The organism is Sphaerisporangium dianthi (assembly GCF_042654065.1).
In the GTDB taxonomy this organism is placed as follows: domain Bacteria; phylum Actinomycetota; class Actinomycetes; order Streptosporangiales; family Streptosporangiaceae; genus Sphaerisporangium; species Sphaerisporangium dianthi.
In genome coordinates, this window is the sequence record NZ_JBHSFP010000022.1 from 74029 (window position 1) to 92000 (window position 17972).

A 17972-nucleotide genomic window follows, 5' to 3' on the forward strand; every position below is an offset into this window, starting at 1 on the left:
CCGTCATGCGGCTGGTCATCGCGCGTTGCAGCGTGGATTACGTGGGAAGGCTCACGGCGCATCTCCCGATGGCGCCTCGTCTGATCTTGCTGAAGGCCGACGGCTCGGTGTCGGTGCATGCGGACGACCGGGCGTTCAAACCGCTCAACTGGATGAACCCTCCGTGCAAGCTGCGCGAGCAGGAAGGGCTCTGGACGGTCACCCACGGCAAGACCGGCGAGCAGCTCATCCTGACGATGGAGGAGATCCTGCACGACTCCTCCCACGAGCTCGGCGTCGATCCCGGCCTGCGGAAGGACGGCGTCGAGGCCCACCTGCAAGAGCTGCTGGCCGGCAACATCGCCACCCTCGGCGCCGGCTGGACGCTGATCCGCAGGGAGTACCCGACGGCGATCGGGCCGGTGGACATCCTGTGCCGCGACCACCTGGGCGGCACCGTCGCCATCGAGATCAAGCGGCGCGGCGAGATCGACGGGGTGGAACAGCTCACCCGCTATCTTGAGCTGCTCAACCGCGACACCCTGCTGGCGCCGGTCAAGGGCGTCTTCGCCGCCCAGGAGATCAAGCCCCAGGCCAGGGTGCTGGCCGCCGACCGCGGCATCGACTGCGTCACGCTCGACTACGACGCCCTGCGCGGCATCGAGCGCACCGACACCCTGTTCTGACGCCGCGTCGCCGCCCCATCGATCCCTTCTCCCTTATCGGCGAGGCGCGGGCCGGCAGGCGGCGTCCGGCCTACCAGTGCCGGCCGGTCGGGAGGCGGGCGACCTCGGGCGCCGACAGGTGCAAGACGGTGTAGCGGGCCGTGGCGGCGCCGCAGGGGACCTCCGGGGCGTCCGGCTCCCAGAGGGTGTAGTGCACGATCTCCCAGTGCCGGGGGTCGACCGCCAGGGCCGTGGAGTGGACGCCCGGCGTGGCGGCCCGCTCGCGCAGGCCGTCGATCGCCCGGCCGACGGCGGCGGCGGCGTCGCTTCCGGGAGCGACGGCCTCGATGGAACGGGTGGCCGTGCGCGGGACGCGGGCCCAGGCCGGTCCCCGTTCGAAGGCGGCGCCCGTCCAATGCTGGACGACCGGCCGCCCGAAATCATCGCAAAGATTGCGAAACCCGTCACTCCATAGGAATCGGTTCATTCCGTCGAGTGAGTTCCACAGATAGAAAGGCGCGTACTCGTTGACCGGCGAGCCGTCGACCCCTCGTTCCCGGATCGCGAACGCCTTGACGCCGAGACCGGAAAAGGCGTCGAGCGCGCCGCCTCTGGTCGCGACGCGGCGGCGGATCACCCGCATGTCGTAATCGGCCGGCAGCGTGATCTCGTACTGCATGGCATGCATGACGACTCTCCGTCCCCTTCGATATCGGCCGGCCCCCGAGGCGATCGGGACCGGCTCGAACAGTGGCGGCCGCTAGGAGGCGGCCGGCGCCCCGGCGGCGAGCAGGGCGAGCGCGCCCCGCACGGCCTGGTCGAACGGCTCGGGCGAGGCGGCGGCACGGGCGAGCACGTAGCCGCCCTGCACCACCGCGACGACGGCGGCGGCGGTCTCCTCGGGCACCAGCCCGGGAGCCAGTTCCCCGCCGGCCCTTCCTTCGGCGAGCACCTCGGCCATGCGCCTGCGCAGCCAGGCGAAGGTCTCGTCGACCGGCTGCCGCAGGTCCGGACTGGCGATGAGGTCGGGATCCTGGGTGAGGCGCCCGATCGGGCAGCCGCGCAGGACTTCCCGTTCGCGCAGCAGGTAGGCCGAGACCCGCTCGACCGCCGTGCCCGGAGCGGAGAGCGCGGCGTCCGCCGCGGCCCGCATCTGCTCGGCGCTGCGCCGCACCGCCGCGAGCGCGAGGTCGGGCTTGCCGCTGAAGTGGTGGTACATGCTGCCCTGTCCGGCGCCGGCTCGTCGCTGGATGGCTCTGGGGCTGGTGCCCACGTACCCGCGCTCCCACAGCAGTTCCTGGGTGCTCTGGATGAGCCGTTCGACCGTGTCCACGCGACCACTGTACATACCAGTAGGTACAGAAGACACACCGGATAGGCGCGGAAGTCGACGCCCTCCTTTACCGCACTGTTCGCGACCGGTCAGTTACGGCATGAATTTCTGAGAAATCGGTGCAACGTAAGAGACGACCTAGAGCGTCTAGATCTTGCGAGCGGAGGTAGGGCAAGGGGTGCGCTAACAGAATCCTTACCTACCGCGGGAAGTAGCTCTTTGTTCACCGGGGTCACGCATGCCTCCGGATCGACATGGCATAAGAGGATACGAGGGGCATGTCAATGACCGCACGATTCGAGGGGTCTTCGGGGTGTTAACGTGGGGACGGAAGGCGATCGCACGAGCGGCGGTCACGCTGCTCGATCTGGTGAACGCGCGACGCGCGCGCGGGGCTCGGCCGCGGAGCACCAAGAACGTGCACATCCTGCTGCTGCACGCGTACGGGATGGGCGGAACGATCCGGACCGTGCTGAACCTGGCCGGCTACCTGGCGCGCGACCACGACGTGGAGATCGTCAGTCTGACCCGCACCAACGAGGAGCCGTTCTTCGAGATGCCGCCCGGCGTGCGGGTGCGGTTCCTGGACGACCGGATGGTCCCCCGCGGCCGGTTCGCCGAGTTCCTCGCCCGCCGCCCGAGCAGGCTGGTCCCCGAAGAGGAGAAGGCCTATCTCAACATGAGCCTGCTGACCGACCTTCGGCTGGCTCGCTACCTGCGCTCCCTCAGGGGCGGCGTCGTCATCGGGACGCGTCCGGCCTTCAACCTGGCCATGGGCCTGCTCGCGCCGCCGGAGGTGCTCACCATCGGCCAGGAGCACGTCACCCTGGAGTCCCACGGCCCCGAGCTGCAGGCCCAGATCAAGAGGCGGTACGGCAGGCTGGACGCCTTCACGACGCTCACCAAGGCCGATCTGAAGGAGTACACCAAGGCGTTGAAGGGAAACCCGCCCAAGCGCCTGCTGCGCATCCCCAACGCCATTCCCGACCTGGCCGGCGAGGTCTCCTCTCTGGAGGAGAAGGTCGTGGTCGGCATCGGCCGCATCGTGTGGGCCAAGGGGTTCGACCGTCTGGTCAACGCCTGGAAGACGGTCGCCGTGACGCACCCCGACTGGGTGCTGCGCATCTACGGCGGCGGCACCCCCGAACGCGAGGAGAAGCTGCAGAACCGCATCGACGAGGCCGGGCTGTCGGACAAGATCGTCCTGATGGGCCCCACGCCCGAGATCGGCGTCGAGCTGTCCAAGTCGTCGATCTACGCGGTCAGCTCGCGCTACGAGGGCTTCGGCATGACCATCCTGGAGGCGATGAGCAAGGGCGTGCCGGTGGTGAGCTTCAACTGCCCGCACGGCCCCAAGGAGATCATCACCCATGAGCAGGACGGGCTGCTCATCCGGTCGAAAAAGGCCGCCGAGCTCGCCGCGGGCATCTGCCGCCTCATCGAGGACGAGGAGCTGCGCCGCAAGCTGGGCGCCAGCGCGTTGCGCACCGCGGCGGACTACGACATGGAGGTGATCGGCGCGCAGTGGGAGGCCCTGCTGGCGGACCTGGACGAACGCCGGCCGCTCCCCGACTGCTCGCTCGGCACGCCCGTCTGACCGTCGTCCGTGAGCGCTCCGGCGAGCGCGCTCTCAGGCGGCCTGCGGCCTGCGGCCTGCGCTGGAACGTTCTCCCCGTCCCCGGTTGTCCATCGAACGGAGGACACCGGGGTCGGTCCACCGGTGGTGCCGCACCGGCCACGCGTCCGCGATGCTCGGTGACATGACGCAGACAGCAGTGAAGGTCCGCGGCCTCACGAAGCGCTATCGCGAGGTGCGGGCGGTGGACGGCATCGACCTGACGATCGCGGAGGGCGAGGTGTTCGCCATCCTCGGCCCGAACGGGGCGGGCAAGTCCACCACGGTCGAGATCCTGGAGGGATACCGCCGGCGGGACGCCGGGGAGGTCTCCGTGCTCGGCGTCGACCCCGCCCACCCGACCCGGCAGTGGCGTGATCGGATCGGCATCGTGCTCCAGACGGCGAACGACACGGCCGAGCTGACCGTGCGCGAGACCGTCCGCCACTTCGCCGGTTACTACCCCACGGCCGGGGACCCCGACGAGGTGATCGCCAGGGTCGGCCTGACGGAGCAGGCCGGCAAGCGCATCAGGCAGCTCTCCGGCGGCCAGCGGCGGCGCGTCGACGTGGCCCTCGGCATCGTCGGCCGCCCGCGGCTGCTGTTCCTCGACGAACCGACCACCGGCTTCGACCCCGAGGCGCGGCGCCGGTTCTGGGAGCTGATCGAGGACCTGGCCCGCGACGGCACCACGATCGTGCTGACCACGCACTACCTGGACGAGGCCGAGGCGCTGGCGAACCGGGTGGCGGTGATCGCCCAGGGCCGCATCGTGGCCGAGGGCCGCCCCGCCACGCTCGGCGGCCGGGCGAGCGCCAAGGCCACGGTCAGCTGGCTGGAGGGCGGCGAACGGCGGCGCGTCGAGACCGGCGCCCCGACCGAGACGATCGTGGAGCTGAGCGGCCGGCTGGGCGGAGAGATCCCCGAACTGACCGTGACCCGGCCCTCACTGGAGGACGTCTACATGAACCTCATCGCGGAGGTGCCCCGATGAGCGGCGCCGTCACCGCCTCCACGGCGGCCGCGCCCCCGGCCGTCCCGGCGCGCCGGCCCTCGGCGCTCGCCCTCGGCTGGTCGAGAGCGGGTGTCGAGACCAAGATGTTCTTCCGCGAGAGGGACGCGGTCGTCTTCACGTTCGCGTTCCCGATCGTGCTGCTCGCGATCTTCGGATCGATCTTCACGGGGCGGCCCGGGGGCACCGCGATCACCGCCTCACAGCTCTACACCGCGGCGCTCATCGGCGCGGGGGTCATGAGCGCCAGCTTCCAGAACCTCGGCATCGGCATCGCCGTCGACCGCGACGACGGCACGCTCAAGCGCCTGTACGGCACCCCCATGCCGCCCAGCGCCTACTTCGTCGGCAAGATCCTGCACGTCCTGCTGGTGGCCTTCCTGGAGGTGGCGATCCTGCTGGCCATCGGCGTGGTGGCCTACGACGTCTCGCCGCCCTCCGACCTGTCCCACTGGGTCACCTTCGCCTGGGTCTTCCTGCTCGGCATCACGGCCTCCTCACTGCTGGGCATCGCGGTCAGCGGCCTGCCGCGGTCGGCCCGCAGCGCCTCGGCGGTGATCAGCCTGCCGTTCGTGGTGCTCCAGTTCGTCTCGGGGGTGTTCATCCCCATCAGCGAGCTGCCCGACTGGCTCGTCAGGCTGGCCTCGTTCTTCCCGCTGAAGTGGATGTGTCAGGGATTCAGGTCCGTCTTCCTGGGCGACGCGGGGGCCGCCCTGGAACCGTCCGGATCCTACGAACTGGACCGGGTGGCCCTGGTCCTGGCAGCGTGGGCCGCCGGAGGTCTCGTCCTGTGCCTGACGACGTTCCGCTGGAAGAGCCGCCGCGACGGATGACGCGGCGCACATTCTCCGGCCTTCTCCCCGGCCGTCCGGGTCACGCGCCCCCGGGCGGCCCGGCTCGCGTGTCCGCGGCCGGCCCGGCTCGCGTGTCCACGGACGGCGCGGAAGCCGCGTCCTCGATCGGCGGGTCCCGCAGGCGCCGAGGGCGCGGGGCCCCGTCCAGCACGGACGTCCCCGCGAGCGCGACCGCGCACGGGGCGGACGGTCCGGTCGCCAACGCCTGGCAGCTCCTGCGCGGCTGGGAGACGCTCTACGCGGTGACCTTCGTGGTGTCCGTCGGCCTGGTGGCCGTCGACGGGCGCGTGGCGGGGATCACCAAGGCCGTGGCCATCGGCTCCCTGGGCGTGTGCGCCGTCGCCTACCTGCTGGTCGGGCGGCCCGCGCTCGAGGCGCGACGCGACGACATCCGATTCGGGATGCTCTACGCGGGCATCGCGCTGGCGACGTTCGTCCCCGCCGCGATCGTCGCGCCCGCCGCGGCGTTCGTCCTGTTCGCCCTGTGCCCGCAGTTGTTCATGGTCCTGCCGGTGCGGTGGGCGGTCACCGTCGTGGTGCTGCTCAACACGGTCCCGGCGGTCCGCTACCTCGTGACGCCCGGCGTCCAGCTCGGGGACGTCATCGTCTTCACCGTCACCGGCGTGGTGGGGGCGACCTTCTCCATGGTCAGCGGCCGCTGGATCACCCGCATCGTCAACCAGAGCGCCGAGCGGGCCGAACTGATCGAGCAGCTCTCGGCCAGCCGGGCCGAGGTGGAGCGGCTCTCGCGCGAGCGCGGCGCCCTCGCCGAGCGCGAGCGGCTGGCCGGGGACATCCACGACACGCTCGCCCAGGGGTTCACCAGCATCATCATGCTGCTGCAGGCGGCGGAGGCCCAGCCCGACCCGTCCCGGCATCTGGCGCTCGCCATGCGCACCGCCCGCGAGAACCTGGACGAGGCGCGCGGGCTGATCGCCGCCCTGCGCCCGCCCCCGCTGGACGGCTCGACGCTGGACGAGGCGCTGGCCCGCGTCGCCGCGCGCGTCGGCGAGGAACTCGGCATCCCGGTCTCCTGCGCCGTCGAGGGCCGCTCGCGGGCCCTTTCCGCCGGCGCCGAGGTGGTGCTGATCCGGGCGGCGCAGGAAGGGCTGGCCAACGTGCGCAAGCACGCCCGGGCCGCCTCGGCCGCCGTCGAACTCTCCTACCGCGAGGACGAGGTGGTTCTGCGGGTGCGCGACGACGGGGCCGGGTTCGACGGCCTCTCCCCCGCCGCCGGATTCGGCCTGCGCGCCATGCGCGGCCGCGTCGAGCAGGCCGGAGGCACCGTGGAACTGGACACCGCACCCGGGCACGGCTCCACACTGACCGTCCGGCTTCCCCAGAAGGACGACATCGCGTGATAAACGTGCTCATCGTCGACGACCACCCCGTGGTCCGTGAGGGCCTGCGCGGCATGCTGGAGGCCGATTCCGGCATCACCGTGGCGGGTGAGGCCGGCTCGGGCGGTGAGGCGGTGGTGCGCGCCGCCGAGCTGTGCCCGGACGTGATCCTGATGGACCTGCGCATGCCCGGCGGCGACGGCGTGGGCGCCATCCCGCCGATCCTCGCCGCGCGCCCGGAGACGCGGGTGATCGTCCTGACCACCTACGAGACCGACCAGGACATCGTGCGGGCGGTCGAGGCGGGCGCGGCCGGCTACCTGCTGAAGGACACCTCGCGCGCCGACCTGGTCGCCGCCGTCTTCGGCGCGGCGCGGGGCGAGACCGTCCTGTCCCCGGCGGTCGCGACCAGGCTGGTCTCGCGCATGCGTGCCCCGGCCGCCGAGTCGCTGTCCCCGAGAGAGACGGAGGTGCTGGCGCTGGTGGCACGGGGCCTCACCAACGCCGAGGTGGGCCGGGAGCTGTTCATCAGCGAGACGACGGTCAAAACCCACCTGCTGCGCGTCTTCGGCAAGCTCGGCGTCTCCGACCGCACCGCCGCCGTCACCACCGCCCTCTCCCGCGGCCTGCTCTAGCCGGCGGCGGGGAACCGCCCGCGGACACCGACCGCGGAGTGCGACCGGCTACGCGGGGTACGACACGGCGCGCACCGCCCGTCCGGGCTGCGGGCTGCGGGCTGCGGGCTGCGGGCTGCGGGCTGCGGGCTGCGGGCTGCGGGCTGCGGAACAATATTCCGGGGAGATGGTCTCCGGTGTCGCGGCAGGACTAAGGTGACCACAGGTCCCCGATGGGGGCCGTCGTGGTCCCCGGAGGGCGCATCCGGAGCGCGAGCAAGGCCGCGAGGCCCGAGGAGGAGACGCCATGACGACCGCCACCGAGCAGGCCGCCTTCGACTCCCTGAACCCCGCGACGGGCGCCGTCGTCGGCACCCACCCCCGCCACGACGCCGAGGCCGTCCAGGCGGCCGTGCGGCGCGCCGGCGAGGCGGCCCGCTGGTGGGCCGGGCTGGGCTTCGACGCGCGCAAGCGGCGGCTCCTCGACTACAAGGCGGTGCTCGTCGCCAACCTCGGCCGCATCGCCGCCCTGGTGCGCAAGGAGACCGGCAAGCCGATCGGCGACGCCACGCTGGAGACGGTGCTGACGATCACGCACCTCGACTGGGCCGCGCGCAACGCCCGTAAGGTCCTCGGCCCGCGCCGCGTCTCGCCGGGCCTGCTCGGCGCGAACCTCGCCGCCACTCTGCAGTACCTGCCCCTGGGCGTTGTCGGCGTCATCGGGCCGTGGAACTACCCCGTCTTCACTCCCATGGGCTCCATCTCCTACGCCCTCGCCGCCGGCAACGCCGTGGTGTTCAAACCCAGCGAGCTCACCCCCGGGGTCGGCGTGCTGCTGGCCGAGCTGTTCCGGCGATGCGTCCCGGAGCGCGAGGTGTTCCAGGTGGTCACCGGGCTCGGCGAGACCGGGGCGGCGCTCGCGGGCGATCCGGGCGTTGGCAAGATCGCCTTCACCGGCTCGACGGCCACCGCCAAGCGGGTGATGGCCGCCTGCGCGGCCAACCTCACGCCGATGGTGGCCGAGTGCGGCGGCAAGGACGCGCTCATCGTCGACGCGGACGCCGACGTCGCCGCCGCGGCGGACGCGGCACTCTGGGGAGCGATGTCCAACGCCGGACAGACCTGCGTGGGCGTCGAGCGCGTGTACGTGGTCGAGCGCGTCTACGACGCCTTCATGCGCGAGCTCACCGAGCGGGCGCGTGCCGTACGCGCCGGGGAGGACTACGGGCCGATCACCATGCCGGCGCAGACCGAGGTGATCCGCCGGCACGTCGGCGACGCCCTCGCCGAGGGGGCCACGGCCGTCGTGGGCGGCACCGAGTCCGTGCGGCCTCCGTACGTCGACCCGGTGGTGCTCACCGACGTGCCCGAGGACTCCAGCGCGGTGCGGGAAGAGACCTTCGGGCCGACGATCACCGTGCGCAAGGTCGCCAGCGCCGAGGAGGCCATGGAGAAGACCAACGCCGTGTCCTACGGCCTCGGCGGCACCATCTTCTCCGGCGACGCCCGGCGCGCGACGGAGCTGGCACGGACGATGCTCAGCGGGATGACGGCGATCAACTCGGTGATCTCCTTCGCGGGCGTGCCGTCGCTGCCCTTCGGCGGCGTGGGCGACTCGGGGTTCGGGCGCATCCACGGCGCGGACGGTCTGCGCGAGTTCGCGCGGCCGAAGTCGATCGCCCGGCAGCGTTTCCCCCTGCCCGGGATGACCATCACGTCCTTCAGCCGCACGCCGGCCGACATGGAACGCCTTGTGAAACTGATCACATTCCTGCACGGCAGACGCAAGAGGTAGTTGTCCTATACTTCCCGAAAAACGATCTTGCGTCCATAATGATGGGTTCCTACGGGGCCAGCAGGACGCGAGGTGAGCAGTGGCGACCGGACGCGACTACCGCGGTATGACAGCGGAACAGCGATTAGCCGACCGCAGGGAGCGGTTGCTGACCGCCGCATATACGCTGTTCGCACACGCGGGTTTCATCGCTACCACCATCGAGCGGCTGTGTGCCTCGGCACGCATCTCCAACCGCGCGTTCTATGAATGTTTCACGGGACGCGAAGATCTTATGCGTGCGGTGTACGACCGCTGCGTCGAGGAGACCATACTCGCGGTCTCCAAGGCCATCGGCGACGCGCCGGCCGATCCCGACAGCAGGATCTGCGCCGGCATCAAGGAGTACATCTCCTTCGTCACCCACGACCCGCGCCGCGCCCGCATCATGCACCTGGAAGTGCGGCGCGCCGGAGACATCCTCACCGCCCAGCGGCAGCGCGCGGTGAAGGGATTCACCGAGATCATCGAGGCGAGCCTCGGTGATCTGCCCGGCGGCCTCCCCGACAAGACCCACCTGCTCGCGCTCGGAGTGGTCGGCGCGCTGCAGGAGCTGCTGATCGAATGGGTGCTGGCCGAGGAACGGCCGCCCCTGGACCACCTCGTCGAGACGGCCGTCCACATCTTCCGCCGCTCTTTCGGCACCTGAGCTCCACAGCGGGCCCTCGGACGGCGGGCGGACACGGCGAGAACCGCCGGACCGCACCGCCACGAAACCCGCAGAGCAGTTCTAGGCGGCGTCGTCGTCGCTCCGGACGGAGCCGGGACCGCCCTGAACGACCGGGGAGCAGGCGCCTTGACGACCCCCACTCCCCGGGTTCGAGACGGCGCCACAGGGCGCCTCCCCATATGCGCGACGCCGGCGGCAGCCCTGGCGCGCGCCGGAGGCGCGATCAGGCCACAGCGGCCACAGGAAGCTCGACCCGGAGCACCCGGTGCAGCCGGGTGATGGCGAGCACCCGCATGACACGCGGTGGCACCCCCCGTAGAACAAGGCGGCGACCCGCGCGTAGCGCGCGGCGATGCGTGCCGACGAGTACCCCCAGGCCGGCAGAGTCGATCATCTCCAGGTCGGAGAGATCGACGATCATGTCACCGTCGCCGCTCTCGACCGCCTCGTGCAGGCGCGGCCGCAGCATCGCGACGGTGCCCACGTCGAGCCGGGACCCGACGCGGACCTCCTGGCTTCCCGGACTCATCCGGCTTCGCATGCCGCCTCCTCATGTCCGGCGACCTGTCCAGGCCGCATGGTCTCCCTGCCCGCTGACACCTCCCCCATGCCTTCTCTTGGGTCAAGCCCTCAGGCGTCACCCCCGGCAAGCGGGCAACAGGTCGTCTCTCCTGCCCCTGAGACGCCCCAGGAACGCCCCGCCCCCGCCGAACGGAGGGAGACCGGCGCGCGGCGGCGACGTCCTGTGGTGGAGGGAGTGGAACCCCGAGCGGAGCGAGGCGCAACAACCGCTCCCGTTACGCTGGGCGGCATGACGCGAGCCGACAACGACAAGCCGGTCGTCCTCTCGAAGATCTACACGCGCACGGGAGACGACGGCAGCACCAACCTCGGGGACATGAGCCGCACGCCCAAGACCGACCCCCGGCTCGCCGCCTACGCGGACGTGGAGGAGGCCAACGCCGCCATCGGCGTCGCCCTGGCCATGGGCGACCTGCCCGCCGAGGTCGCCGAGGTGCTGGCCCGCATCCAGAACGAATTGTTCGACGTCGGGGCCGACCTGTGCACGCCGGTCACGCCCGACCCCGAGTTCCCGCCGCTGCGCGTCGAGCCGTCGTACGTCGAATGGCTGGAGGCTCAGTGCGACCGCTTCAACGAGGCACTGAAGCCCTTGCGCAGCTTCATCCTGCCCGGCGGCTCCCCCGGCACCGCCCTCATGCACGTGGCCCGCACGGTCGTCCGGCGAGCCGAGCGGACGGCCTGGTCGGCTCTCGAGGCGCACGACGACGTGAATCCGCTGACCGCCACCTACCTGAACCGCCTCAGCGACCTGATGTTCATCCTCTGCCGCGTCACCGCCGACGGCCAGGAACTCCTCTGGAAACCCGGCGCAACCCGCTGACCCCCCTCACCCGCCCCGAGCGAATCGAGGCCAAGCCACGCCGCTCGGGGCGCGGCGGTGTCCTGAGGAGGAGTGAGCGAGTGCGAGGGACGAGCGCTCGTGAACGACGACGAAGGGCGCCGCCTCAAGGGCGCCCCGGGCCCGCCGAGCGAAGCGAGGCAGAGCAAGCGCTGCTCGGGGCGCGGCGGTGTCCTGAGGAGGAGAGAGCGAGTGCGAGGAACGAGCGCTCGTGAACGACGACGAAGGGCGCCGCCTCAAGGGCGCCCCGAGCCCGCCGAGCGGAGCGAGGCAAAGCAAACACAGGACGAGCGCTCGTGAACGACGACGAAGGGCGTCGCCTCAAAGGCGCCCCGAGCCCGCCGAGCGAAGCGAGGCAAAGCAAACACAGCAAAGCTACGCAGCGTCGAGGTGGGCGCTGGGTGGGGCGGACTCCACCCAGGCGAGGAAGCCGGTGAGGGCGTCTTCGCTCATGGCCAGCGAGACGCCGGCGCAGTCGACCGTCCAGTAGCCGGCCGGGCCCTCGTCCCCCGCGAGGGGGCGACGGGTGGAAACCGTGAGGCCGCGCCTCGCGATCGCGTGGCGCGGCCTCAGTCGCACTCCTAGGAAGGGGATCCAGTGAAGTTCCCCGCCCGCGTAGCGGGCTACTCCACTCCTCCAGGCGCGATCTTTGGTCCTCAGACTGCATACGACATTGCCCCGGGATCGTGCGAGCACGATGCCGCGTAGAACGATCAGGGCGGCGATGACCACAACGCTCACCAGTATGTCAAGCGCCGCCATTGCCGCCCCCACGTTCATGTCGGTGTATTTATCAGACCTCTTCGCCGGCCGCACGCAGCCGGGCCCGAGCACGCTTGGCCTCGATCTGGGCGTCGGCGTCCTCGTTGTCGGTCTCGACGGAGGCGAGCGCGCGCTGGAGCGCGTCGCGCGCCGCCGCTACGTCCACCTCGGAGCCGAGCTCGGCCGACTCGGCCAGCACCGACACGTCGTTGTTGGCCACCGAGATGAACCCGCCGTGGACGGCGGCGACGAGCTCGTCGCCGTCGCCTCGACGGACGCGGAGAACGCCGCCCTCGACGAGGACACCGAGCACGGGCGCGTGGTTCGGCATAATACCGATCTCGCCGTCCACGGTCTTGGCAATCACCATGTCGGCCTCGCCGGACCAGATCTCACGTTCCGGCGAAACCACTCCGATGCGGAGTTTTGCCATCACACACCTTCCTCGAATGCCGGTACGGCCCGGCCGTACCGGCACCCAGTCGTCAGCGGGCCAGTTCCTTGGCCTTGGCGAGGGCCTGGTCGATGCCGCCGACCATGAAGAACGCCTGCTCGGGCAGGTGGTCGTACTCGCCCTCGCACAGTCCCTTGAAGGAGTGGATGGTCTCGTCGACCGGCACGAACTCTCCCGGCTGGCCGGTGAACGCCTCGGCGGCGTACATCGGGTGGGACAGGAAACGCTCGATGCGACGCGCCCGCTGGACGGTGACCTTGTCCTCTTCGGAGAGCTCGTCGATGCCCAGGATGGCGATGATGTCCTGCAGTTCCTTGTACTTCTGCAGGATGCGCTTGGTCTCCTGGGCGACCCGGTAGTGCTCCTCGCCGACGATCTGGGGGTCGAGGATGCGGGAGGTGGAGTCGAGCGGGTCCACCGCGGGGTAGATGCCCTTCTCCGAGATCGGCCGGGACAGAACGGTCTGCGCGTCGAGGTGCGCGAACGCGTTGTGCGGGGCCGGGTCGGTGATGTCGTCCGCGGGGACGTAGATCGCCTGCATGGAGGTGATCGAGTGACCGCGGGTCGAGGTGATGCGCTCCTGGAGCACGCCCATCTCGTCGGCGAGCGTCGGCTGGTAACCCACGGCGGAGGGCATGCGGCCGAGCAGCGTCGACACCTCGGAACCGGCCTGGGTGAACCGGAAGATGTTGTCGATGAACAGCAGCACGTCCTGCTTCTGGACGTCGCGGAAGTACTCGGCCATGGTGAGCGCCGACAGGGCGACGCGCAGGCGGGTGCCCGGCGGCTCGTCCATCTGACCGAACACCAGGGCGGTGTCCTTCAGGACGTTGGCCTCCTCCATCTCCAGCCACAGGTCGTTGCCCTCGCGGGTGCGCTCGCCGACGCCGGCGAACACCGACGTGCCGGAGAACTTCAGCGCGACGCGGCGGATCATCTCCTGGATGAGGACGGTCTTGCCGACGCCGGCGCCGCCGAACAGGCCGATCTTGCCACCCTTGACGTACGGGGTGAGCAGGTCGATGACCTTGATGCCGGTGGGCAGCATCTCGGTGCGCGACTCGAGGGTGTCGAAGGCGGGCGACGGGCGGTGGATGCCCCAGCGCTCGCTGACCTGCAGGGACGCCTTGTCGGTGTCCAGCGGCTCGCCGAGCGCGTTCCACACGTGGCCCTTGACGACGTCGCCGACCGGCACCGAGATGGGGCCGCCGCTGTCGCTGACGGCGGCGCCGCGCACCAGGCCGTCGGTGGGCTGCATGGAGATGGCGCGGACGAGGTTGTCGCCGAGGTGCTGGGCGACCTCCATGGTCAGCGTCCTGGTGGTCTCGCCGATCGTGACGTCGACGTTCAGGGCGTTGTAGATCTCGGGCATGGCCTCGACGGGGAACTCCACGTCGACGACGGGACCCGTGACCCGGGCCACACGACCTACGGCGGTCGCGACGGTCTCAACAGTCATTGTGGTTTCTCACTCTTTCCCCGCAGAGGCGTCGGCGAGCGCGTTCGCTCCGCCGACGATCTCGCTGATTTCCTGGGTGATCTCGGCCTGGCGAGCCTGGTTCATCTGCTGGGTGAACACGCGGATGAGCTCGTTGGCGTTGTCGGTCGCCGACTTCATCGCCCGGCGGCGCGAGGCGTGCTCGGAGGCGGCCGACTGCAGCAGCGCGTTGAAGATGCGCGACTCGATGTAGCGGGGAAGGAGCTGGTTCAGCACCTCGCCCGCGGTCGGCTCGAACTCGTAGTAGGGCAGCGGACCCTCGGCCGGCTCTTCGGTGGTCTCCTCCACCTGGAGCGGAAGGATGCGCGTGACCTGCACGTCCTGCGTCAGCATCGAGACGAACCCGGTGTAGACGACGTGGATCTCGTCGATGCCGTTCTCGTCCTCGAAGGCCGAGACCAGCGCGCCGGCGATCTCTTTGGCGTGGGCGTAGGTGGGGTTGTCGGAGAAGCCCGACCACTCACCGTTCATCTCCCGGCTGCGGAAACGGTGCCAGGTGATGCCCTTGCGCCCGACGACGAACGGCTTGACCTCGATGTCGCGACCGCGCAGGTGACCGGCCAGCGCCTCGGCCTCGCGCAGGACGTTGGCGTTGAAGCCTCCGGCGAAGCCGCGGTCGCTGGTGATGATGAGCACGCCCGCCGAGGCCGGCCGCTCCTTGGCGACGGTCAGCGGGTGGTCGATCTCAGCGCTGTTGCTGAGGACGGCCGACACCGCGCGAGTGATCTCACGCTCGTACGGGACGGCCGCCTCCATGCGCTGCTGCGCCTTGATGATGCGGGAGGAGGCGATGAGCTCCTGGGCGCGCGTGATCTTCGCCGTGGACTTGACCGACCGGATCCGCCGCCGCAGCAGTCTTAGCTGGGCACCCATGAGCTACTTCTTCTCGGCCGTGCGGACGTGCTTCACGATCTTCTCCTGGCCGACCTCGTCCGCGCTCAGAGCCTCGATCGGCTCGTCCTGCACGAGCATCTCGCCGGAGGAGGTCTGGAAGCCCTTCTTGAACTCGGTGATCGCGTCCTTGAGGGTCGTGACCGTGTCGTCGCCGAGTTCCTTGGTCTCCCGGATGGCGTCCAGGACGCCCTTGTAGGAGGTGGAGAGGTTCTCCAGGAACTCCGCCTCGAAGCGCCGGATGTCCTCAAGGGGGACGTCGTCCAGCTCGCCGCTGGTGCCGGCCCAGACCGAGACGACTTCCCTCTCGACCGCGAACGGGGTGTACTGCGGCTGCTTGAGCAGCTCGACCAGGCGGGCGCCGCGCTCCAGCTGGGCGCGGGAGGCCGCGTCCAGGTCGGAGGCGAAGGCCGCGAAGGCCTCGAGGTCGCGGTACTGCGAAAGCGACAGGCGCAGCGTGCCGGCGACCTTGCGCATCGCCTTGATCTGCGCCGAGCCGCCGACTCGGGACACCGACACACCGACGTTGATCGCCGGGCGGACGCCCGAGTTGAACAGGTCGGTCTCCAGGAAGCACTGACCGTCGGTGATGGAGATCACGTTGGTCGGGATGAACGCCGAGACGTCGTTGCCCTTGGTCTCGATGATCGGCAGACCGGTCATCGAGCCGCCGCCCAGGTCGTCGGAGAGCTTGGCGCAGCGCTCCAGCAGACGGGAGTGCAAGTAGAAGACGTCGCCGGGGAACGCCTCACGACCCGGCGGGCGGCGCAGCAGCAGCGACACGGCGCGGTAGGCGTCGGCCTGCTTGGTCAGGTCGTCGAACACGATGAGCACGTGCTTGCCCTGGTACATCCAGTGCTGGCCGATGGCCGAACCGGTGTAGGGCGCCAGGTACTTGTAGCCGGCCGGGTCGGAGGCCGGGGCGGCGACGATGGTGGTGTACTCCATCGCGCCCGCCTCCTCCAGGCGGGCCCGCACCTGCGCGATCGTCGAGCCCTTCTGGCCGATCGCGACGTAGACGCAGCGGACCTGCTTCGTCGGGTCGCCGGTGGCCCAGTTCTCGCGCTGGTTGAGGATGGTGTCCACGGCGATCGCGGTCTTGCCCGTGCCGCGGTCGCCGATGATCAGCTGGCGCTGGCCGCGGCCGATCGGCGTCATGGCGTCGATCGCCTTGAGGCCGGTCTGCAGCGGCTCCTTCACCGGCTGCCGCTGGACGACGGACGGCGCCTGCACCTCCAGCGGGCGGCGCTCCTCGGCCTCGATCGTGCCCTTGCCGTCGAGCGGGTTGCCCAGGGGGTCGACCACGCGGCCGAGGAACCCGTCGCCCACCGGCACGGACAGGACCTCGCCCGTGCGGCGGACCGACTGGCCCTCCTCGATGCCGCTGAACTGGCCCAGGACGACCGCACCGATCTCGCGGACGTCCAGGTTCAGCGCCAGGCCGCGCGTGCCGTTCTCGAACTCCAGCAGCTCGTTCGCCATCGCCGAGGGAAGGCCGGAGATGTGGGCGATGCCATCGCCGGCGTCCACGACGGTCCCGATCTCCTCGCGCGCCGCGCCTTCCGGCTCGTACGCCTGAACGAAGCGCTCAAGCGCGTCCCGGATCTCGTCCGGCCGGATCGTCAGCTCCGACATCTCTCTTCAGTCTCCCTAATCATCGGCCGCCCTGACACTCTCAGCCGGCCAACCGGCGGCGGACTTCTTCAATACGTCCTGCGATCGTGGTGTCGATCAGCTCGTCGCCGAGCCGGACCGAGAACCCACCGAGCACCCGCGGGTCCACCTCGGTGTTGAGGTGGATGTCCCGTCCGTACGTGGTGCGCAACCAGGTGGTGAGGCGCTGCCTCTGCCCGTCGGTCAGCGGAACCGCGCTGCGCACCACGGCGACAAGTTGCTGTCGCTGCTCCGCCACGAGCTGGCCGTACTCCTCCAGCCCTCGTTCCAAACTACGCCCTCGCGGGTGCAAAGCGAGCTGCGTGATCAGCCGAAGGGACGTCGGCGCGACCCTGTCGCTCAGCAGATCGGCGATCAGCCCCCGCTTGGCGTCCGCGGGGACGGCGGGGTCCACGAGCGCCATGCGCAGCGCCGGGGTGGCCTCGACGATGCGGCCGAAGCGGAAGAGCTCGTCCTCCACGTCGTCCAGCCTGCCGGCGGACTCGGCCTCGGCGGCGGAGGCGATGACGCTGAGACGCTCGAGCGCGTCCGACAGGTCGGGCGACCTCGACCACCTGACCGAGACGGCCGCGATGACCGTCTCGAGAGCCGCGTCACTGATCTTGCCGCCCAGCAGGGCGCGCACGACCTCGGCCTTCTGCTCCGCCTGCCGGGCGGGGTCGGCGAGGTTGCGGCGCAGCCCGTGCTCGGCGTCGAGCAGGACGGCGACCGAGCTCAGGTCTTCCGCCAGCCGGCCGAGGTCGGCCGTGGCCGCCACCGCGTTGAAGCGCTCCTCGACCTCGGCGAACGAGCTACGGCTCAGACCTCTCATCAGCGCACCGCCGCCTCGCCGGCGGACTCCAGCTCGTTGAGGAAGCGATCCACGACGCCGCTCTGCCGGGCCTGGTCCTCCAGCGACTCGCCGACGATGCGGCTCGCCAGCTCGATGGACAGGCGGCCGAGCTCGGCGCGCAGCTGCGTGAACGCCTGCTGGCGGTCGGCCTCGATCTGGGCGTGCGCCGCCTCGATCAGGCGTCGCGCCTCGGTCTGGGCCTCTTCACGCAGCTCGGCCTTGATCTGCGCGGCCTGCTCGCGTGCCTCCTCGCGCATGCGGGCGGCCTCGTGCCGGGCCTCGGCCAGCTTGGCCCGGTAGTCCTCCAGCGTCTGCTGGGCTTCGGCCTGGGCCTCCTCGGCCTTCTTGAGACCGCCCTCGATGGCCTCGGTCCGCATCTCCAGCGTCTTTTGGATGCGGGGCACAAGGAGGCGGCCGATGAAGAACAGAACGATCAGGAACGACACTCCACCGATGACCATCTCGGCCGGGTGCGGGAGGAGTGGGTTCACCGCTTCTTCTGCCGCTATCGCGTACATGGATGCC

At 70.5% G+C, this 17972-nt stretch carries 19 protein-coding genes and 1 pseudogene; 10 read left to right on the top strand and 10 right to left on the bottom strand.

Features of this window, described 5'->3' with window-relative positions; translation table 11 throughout:
* Positions 1 to 5: 5 nt before the first annotated feature.
* Complete coding sequence (gene nucS / locus ACFO60_RS26860; RefSeq protein ID WP_380844971.1) at positions 6 to 665, top strand: endonuclease NucS; 660 nt, start codon at positions 6 to 8, stop codon at positions 663 to 665.
* A gap of 70 nt (positions 666 to 735) precedes the next feature.
* Here the strand turns inward: nucS and ACFO60_RS26865 are convergent, their stop codons facing one another.
* Together ACFO60_RS26865 and ACFO60_RS26870 are read right to left on the bottom strand one after the other, a co-directional pair.
* A complete protein-coding gene (locus ACFO60_RS26865; RefSeq protein ID WP_380844974.1) occupies positions 736 to 1332 on the bottom strand; it encodes a DUF4865 family protein in 597 nt (198 codons plus the stop codon).
* Between the two features lie 72 nt (positions 1333 to 1404).
* Positions 1405 to 1977 carry a TetR/AcrR family transcriptional regulator gene (locus tag ACFO60_RS26870; protein WP_380844977.1) on the bottom strand — a complete coding sequence of 191 codons (573 nt, stop codon included), beginning with the start codon at positions 1975 to 1977 and terminating at the stop codon, positions 1405 to 1407.
* A gap of 370 nt (positions 1978 to 2347) precedes the next feature.
* Between ACFO60_RS26870 and ACFO60_RS26875 the strand changes: the two genes are divergently transcribed.
* The 8 genes and pseudogenes from ACFO60_RS26875 to ACFO60_RS26910 all read left to right on the top strand — a co-directional run bounded on the left by ACFO60_RS26875 (position 2348) and on the right by ACFO60_RS26910 (position 9895).
* Positions 2348 to 3574 carry a glycosyltransferase family 4 protein gene (locus ACFO60_RS26875; RefSeq protein ID WP_380844980.1) on the top strand — a complete coding sequence of 409 codons (1227 nt, stop codon included), beginning with the start codon at positions 2348 to 2350 and terminating at the stop codon, positions 3572 to 3574.
* A 163-nt stretch (positions 3575 to 3737) separates the two neighbouring features.
* Positions 3738 to 4586, top strand: a complete 849-nt coding sequence (locus ACFO60_RS26880) for an ABC transporter ATP-binding protein (protein WP_380844983.1) — start codon at positions 3738 to 3740, stop codon at positions 4584 to 4586.
* Positions 4583 to 5437 carry an ABC transporter permease gene (locus ACFO60_RS26885; RefSeq protein WP_380844986.1) on the top strand — a complete coding sequence of 285 codons (855 nt, stop codon included), beginning with the start codon at positions 4583 to 4585 and terminating at the stop codon, positions 5435 to 5437. The genes ACFO60_RS26880 and ACFO60_RS26885 overlap by 4 nt, the downstream gene beginning before the upstream one ends.
* Positions 5438 to 5529: 92 nt before the next feature.
* Positions 5530 to 6819, top strand: a complete 1290-nt coding sequence (locus tag ACFO60_RS26890) for a sensor histidine kinase (RefSeq protein WP_380844989.1) — start codon at positions 5530 to 5532, stop codon at positions 6817 to 6819.
* Entirely contained in the window at positions 6816 to 7433 is a 618-nt protein-coding gene (locus tag ACFO60_RS26895; protein WP_380844992.1) for a response regulator, read from the top strand. The genes ACFO60_RS26890 and ACFO60_RS26895 overlap by 4 nt, the downstream gene beginning before the upstream one ends.
* Positions 7434 to 7719: 286 nt before the next feature.
* Positions 7720 to 9207, top strand: coding sequence for an aldehyde dehydrogenase family protein (locus ACFO60_RS26900; protein WP_380844995.1), 1488 nt, complete (start codon positions 7720 to 7722; stop codon positions 9205 to 9207).
* 106 nt (positions 9208 to 9313) lie between these two features.
* Positions 9314 to 9481: pseudogene (locus ACFO60_RS26905) on the top strand (TetR/AcrR family transcriptional regulator); the annotation flags it as partial.
* Between the two features lie 9 nt (positions 9482 to 9490).
* On the top strand, positions 9491 to 9895 hold the full coding sequence (locus ACFO60_RS26910) for a hypothetical protein (RefSeq protein ID WP_380845180.1): 405 nt from the start codon (positions 9491 to 9493) through the stop codon (positions 9893 to 9895).
* Between the two features lie 244 nt (positions 9896 to 10139).
* On the opposite strand, the gene ACFO60_RS26915 is transcribed toward ACFO60_RS26910, so the two are convergent.
* Positions 10140 to 10457, bottom strand: a complete 318-nt coding sequence (locus ACFO60_RS26915) for an STAS domain-containing protein (protein WP_380844998.1) — start codon at positions 10455 to 10457, stop codon at positions 10140 to 10142.
* 270 nt (positions 10458 to 10727) lie between these two features.
* Here ACFO60_RS26915 and ACFO60_RS26920 point away from each other — a divergent pair, with 270 nt between their 5' ends.
* The gene (locus ACFO60_RS26920; RefSeq protein WP_380845001.1) at positions 10728 to 11318 is read left to right on the top strand and encodes a cob(I)yrinic acid a,c-diamide adenosyltransferase; all 591 of its coding nucleotides are present in this window, start codon (positions 10728 to 10730) and stop codon (positions 11316 to 11318) included.
* Positions 11319 to 11711: 393 nt separating this feature from the next.
* On the opposite strand, the gene ACFO60_RS26925 is transcribed toward ACFO60_RS26920, so the two are convergent.
* From ACFO60_RS26925 to ACFO60_RS26955, 7 genes are read right to left on the bottom strand one after another with little or no spacing between them, the layout of a single operon-like run.
* Positions 11712 to 12116 (bottom strand): DUF2550 domain-containing protein, encoded by a 405-nt coding sequence (locus ACFO60_RS26925; protein WP_380845004.1) that lies wholly within the window; start codon positions 12114 to 12116, stop codon positions 11712 to 11714.
* A 13-nt stretch (positions 12117 to 12129) separates the two neighbouring features.
* The gene (locus ACFO60_RS26930) at positions 12130 to 12531 is read right to left on the bottom strand and encodes a F0F1 ATP synthase subunit epsilon (protein ID WP_380845007.1); all 402 of its coding nucleotides are present in this window, start codon (positions 12529 to 12531) and stop codon (positions 12130 to 12132) included.
* Positions 12532 to 12583: 52 nt separating this feature from the next.
* A complete protein-coding gene (gene atpD, locus ACFO60_RS26935) occupies positions 12584 to 14011 on the bottom strand; it encodes a F0F1 ATP synthase subunit beta (protein WP_380845010.1) in 1428 nt (475 codons plus the stop codon).
* Positions 14012 to 14020: 9 nt separating this feature from the next.
* Complete coding sequence (locus ACFO60_RS26940; RefSeq protein WP_380845013.1) at positions 14021 to 14923, bottom strand: F0F1 ATP synthase subunit gamma; 903 nt, start codon at positions 14921 to 14923, stop codon at positions 14021 to 14023.
* Positions 14924 to 14926: 3 nt separating this feature from the next.
* Positions 14927 to 16576: a F0F1 ATP synthase subunit alpha gene (gene atpA, locus ACFO60_RS26945; RefSeq protein ID WP_380845016.1), complete on the bottom strand. Its 1650-nt coding sequence runs from the start codon at positions 16574 to 16576 to the stop codon at positions 14927 to 14929.
* 40 nt (positions 16577 to 16616) lie between these two features.
* Positions 16617 to 17426 carry a F0F1 ATP synthase subunit delta gene (locus ACFO60_RS26950; RefSeq protein ID WP_380845019.1) on the bottom strand — a complete coding sequence of 270 codons (810 nt, stop codon included), beginning with the start codon at positions 17424 to 17426 and terminating at the stop codon, positions 16617 to 16619.
* Positions 17426 to 17965: a F0F1 ATP synthase subunit B gene (locus tag ACFO60_RS26955; RefSeq protein ID WP_380845022.1), complete on the bottom strand. Its 540-nt coding sequence runs from the start codon at positions 17963 to 17965 to the stop codon at positions 17426 to 17428. Before ACFO60_RS26955 ends, ACFO60_RS26950 begins: the two co-directional genes overlap by 1 nt.
* Positions 17966 to 17972: the final 7 nt, after the last annotated feature.

Bases quoted from the DNA above. Each gene is read 5' to 3' on its own strand.
- ACFO60_RS26915 (WP_380844998.1), bottom strand. From the start codon at position 10,457: ATGCGAAGCCGGATGAGTCCGGGAAGCCAGGAGGTCCGCGTCGGGTCC.
- ACFO60_RS26920 (WP_380845001.1), top strand. From the start codon at position 10,728: ATGACGCGAGCCGACAACGACAAGCCGGTCGTCCTCTCGAAGATCTAC.
- nucS (WP_380844971.1), top strand. From the start codon at position 6: ATGCGGCTGGTCATCGCGCGTTGCAGCGTGGATTACGTGGGAAGGCTC.
- atpA (WP_380845016.1), bottom strand. From the start codon at position 16,576: ATGTCGGAGCTGACGATCCGGCCGGACGAGATCCGGGACGCGCTTGAG.
- ACFO60_RS26885 (WP_380844986.1), top strand. From the start codon at position 4,583: ATGAGCGGCGCCGTCACCGCCTCCACGGCGGCCGCGCCCCCGGCCGTC.
- ACFO60_RS26865 (WP_380844974.1), bottom strand. From the start codon at position 1,332: ATGCATGCCATGCAGTACGAGATCACGCTGCCGGCCGATTACGACATG.
- ACFO60_RS26955 (WP_380845022.1), bottom strand. From the start codon at position 17,965: ATGTACGCGATAGCGGCAGAAGAAGCGGTGAACCCACTCCTCCCGCAC.
- ACFO60_RS26930 (WP_380845007.1), bottom strand. From the start codon at position 12,531: ATGGCAAAACTCCGCATCGGAGTGGTTTCGCCGGAACGTGAGATCTGG.
- atpD (WP_380845010.1), bottom strand. From the start codon at position 14,011: ATGACTGTTGAGACCGTCGCGACCGCCGTAGGTCGTGTGGCCCGGGTC.
- ACFO60_RS26880 (WP_380844983.1), top strand. From the start codon at position 3,738: ATGACGCAGACAGCAGTGAAGGTCCGCGGCCTCACGAAGCGCTATCGC.
- ACFO60_RS26925 (WP_380845004.1), bottom strand. From the start codon at position 12,116: ATGAACGTGGGGGCGGCAATGGCGGCGCTTGACATACTGGTGAGCGTT.
- ACFO60_RS26940 (WP_380845013.1), bottom strand. From the start codon at position 14,923: ATGGGTGCCCAGCTAAGACTGCTGCGGCGGCGGATCCGGTCGGTCAAG.
- ACFO60_RS26900 (WP_380844995.1), top strand. From the start codon at position 7,720: ATGACGACCGCCACCGAGCAGGCCGCCTTCGACTCCCTGAACCCCGCG.
- ACFO60_RS26950 (WP_380845019.1), bottom strand. From the start codon at position 17,426: ATGAGAGGTCTGAGCCGTAGCTCGTTCGCCGAGGTCGAGGAGCGCTTC.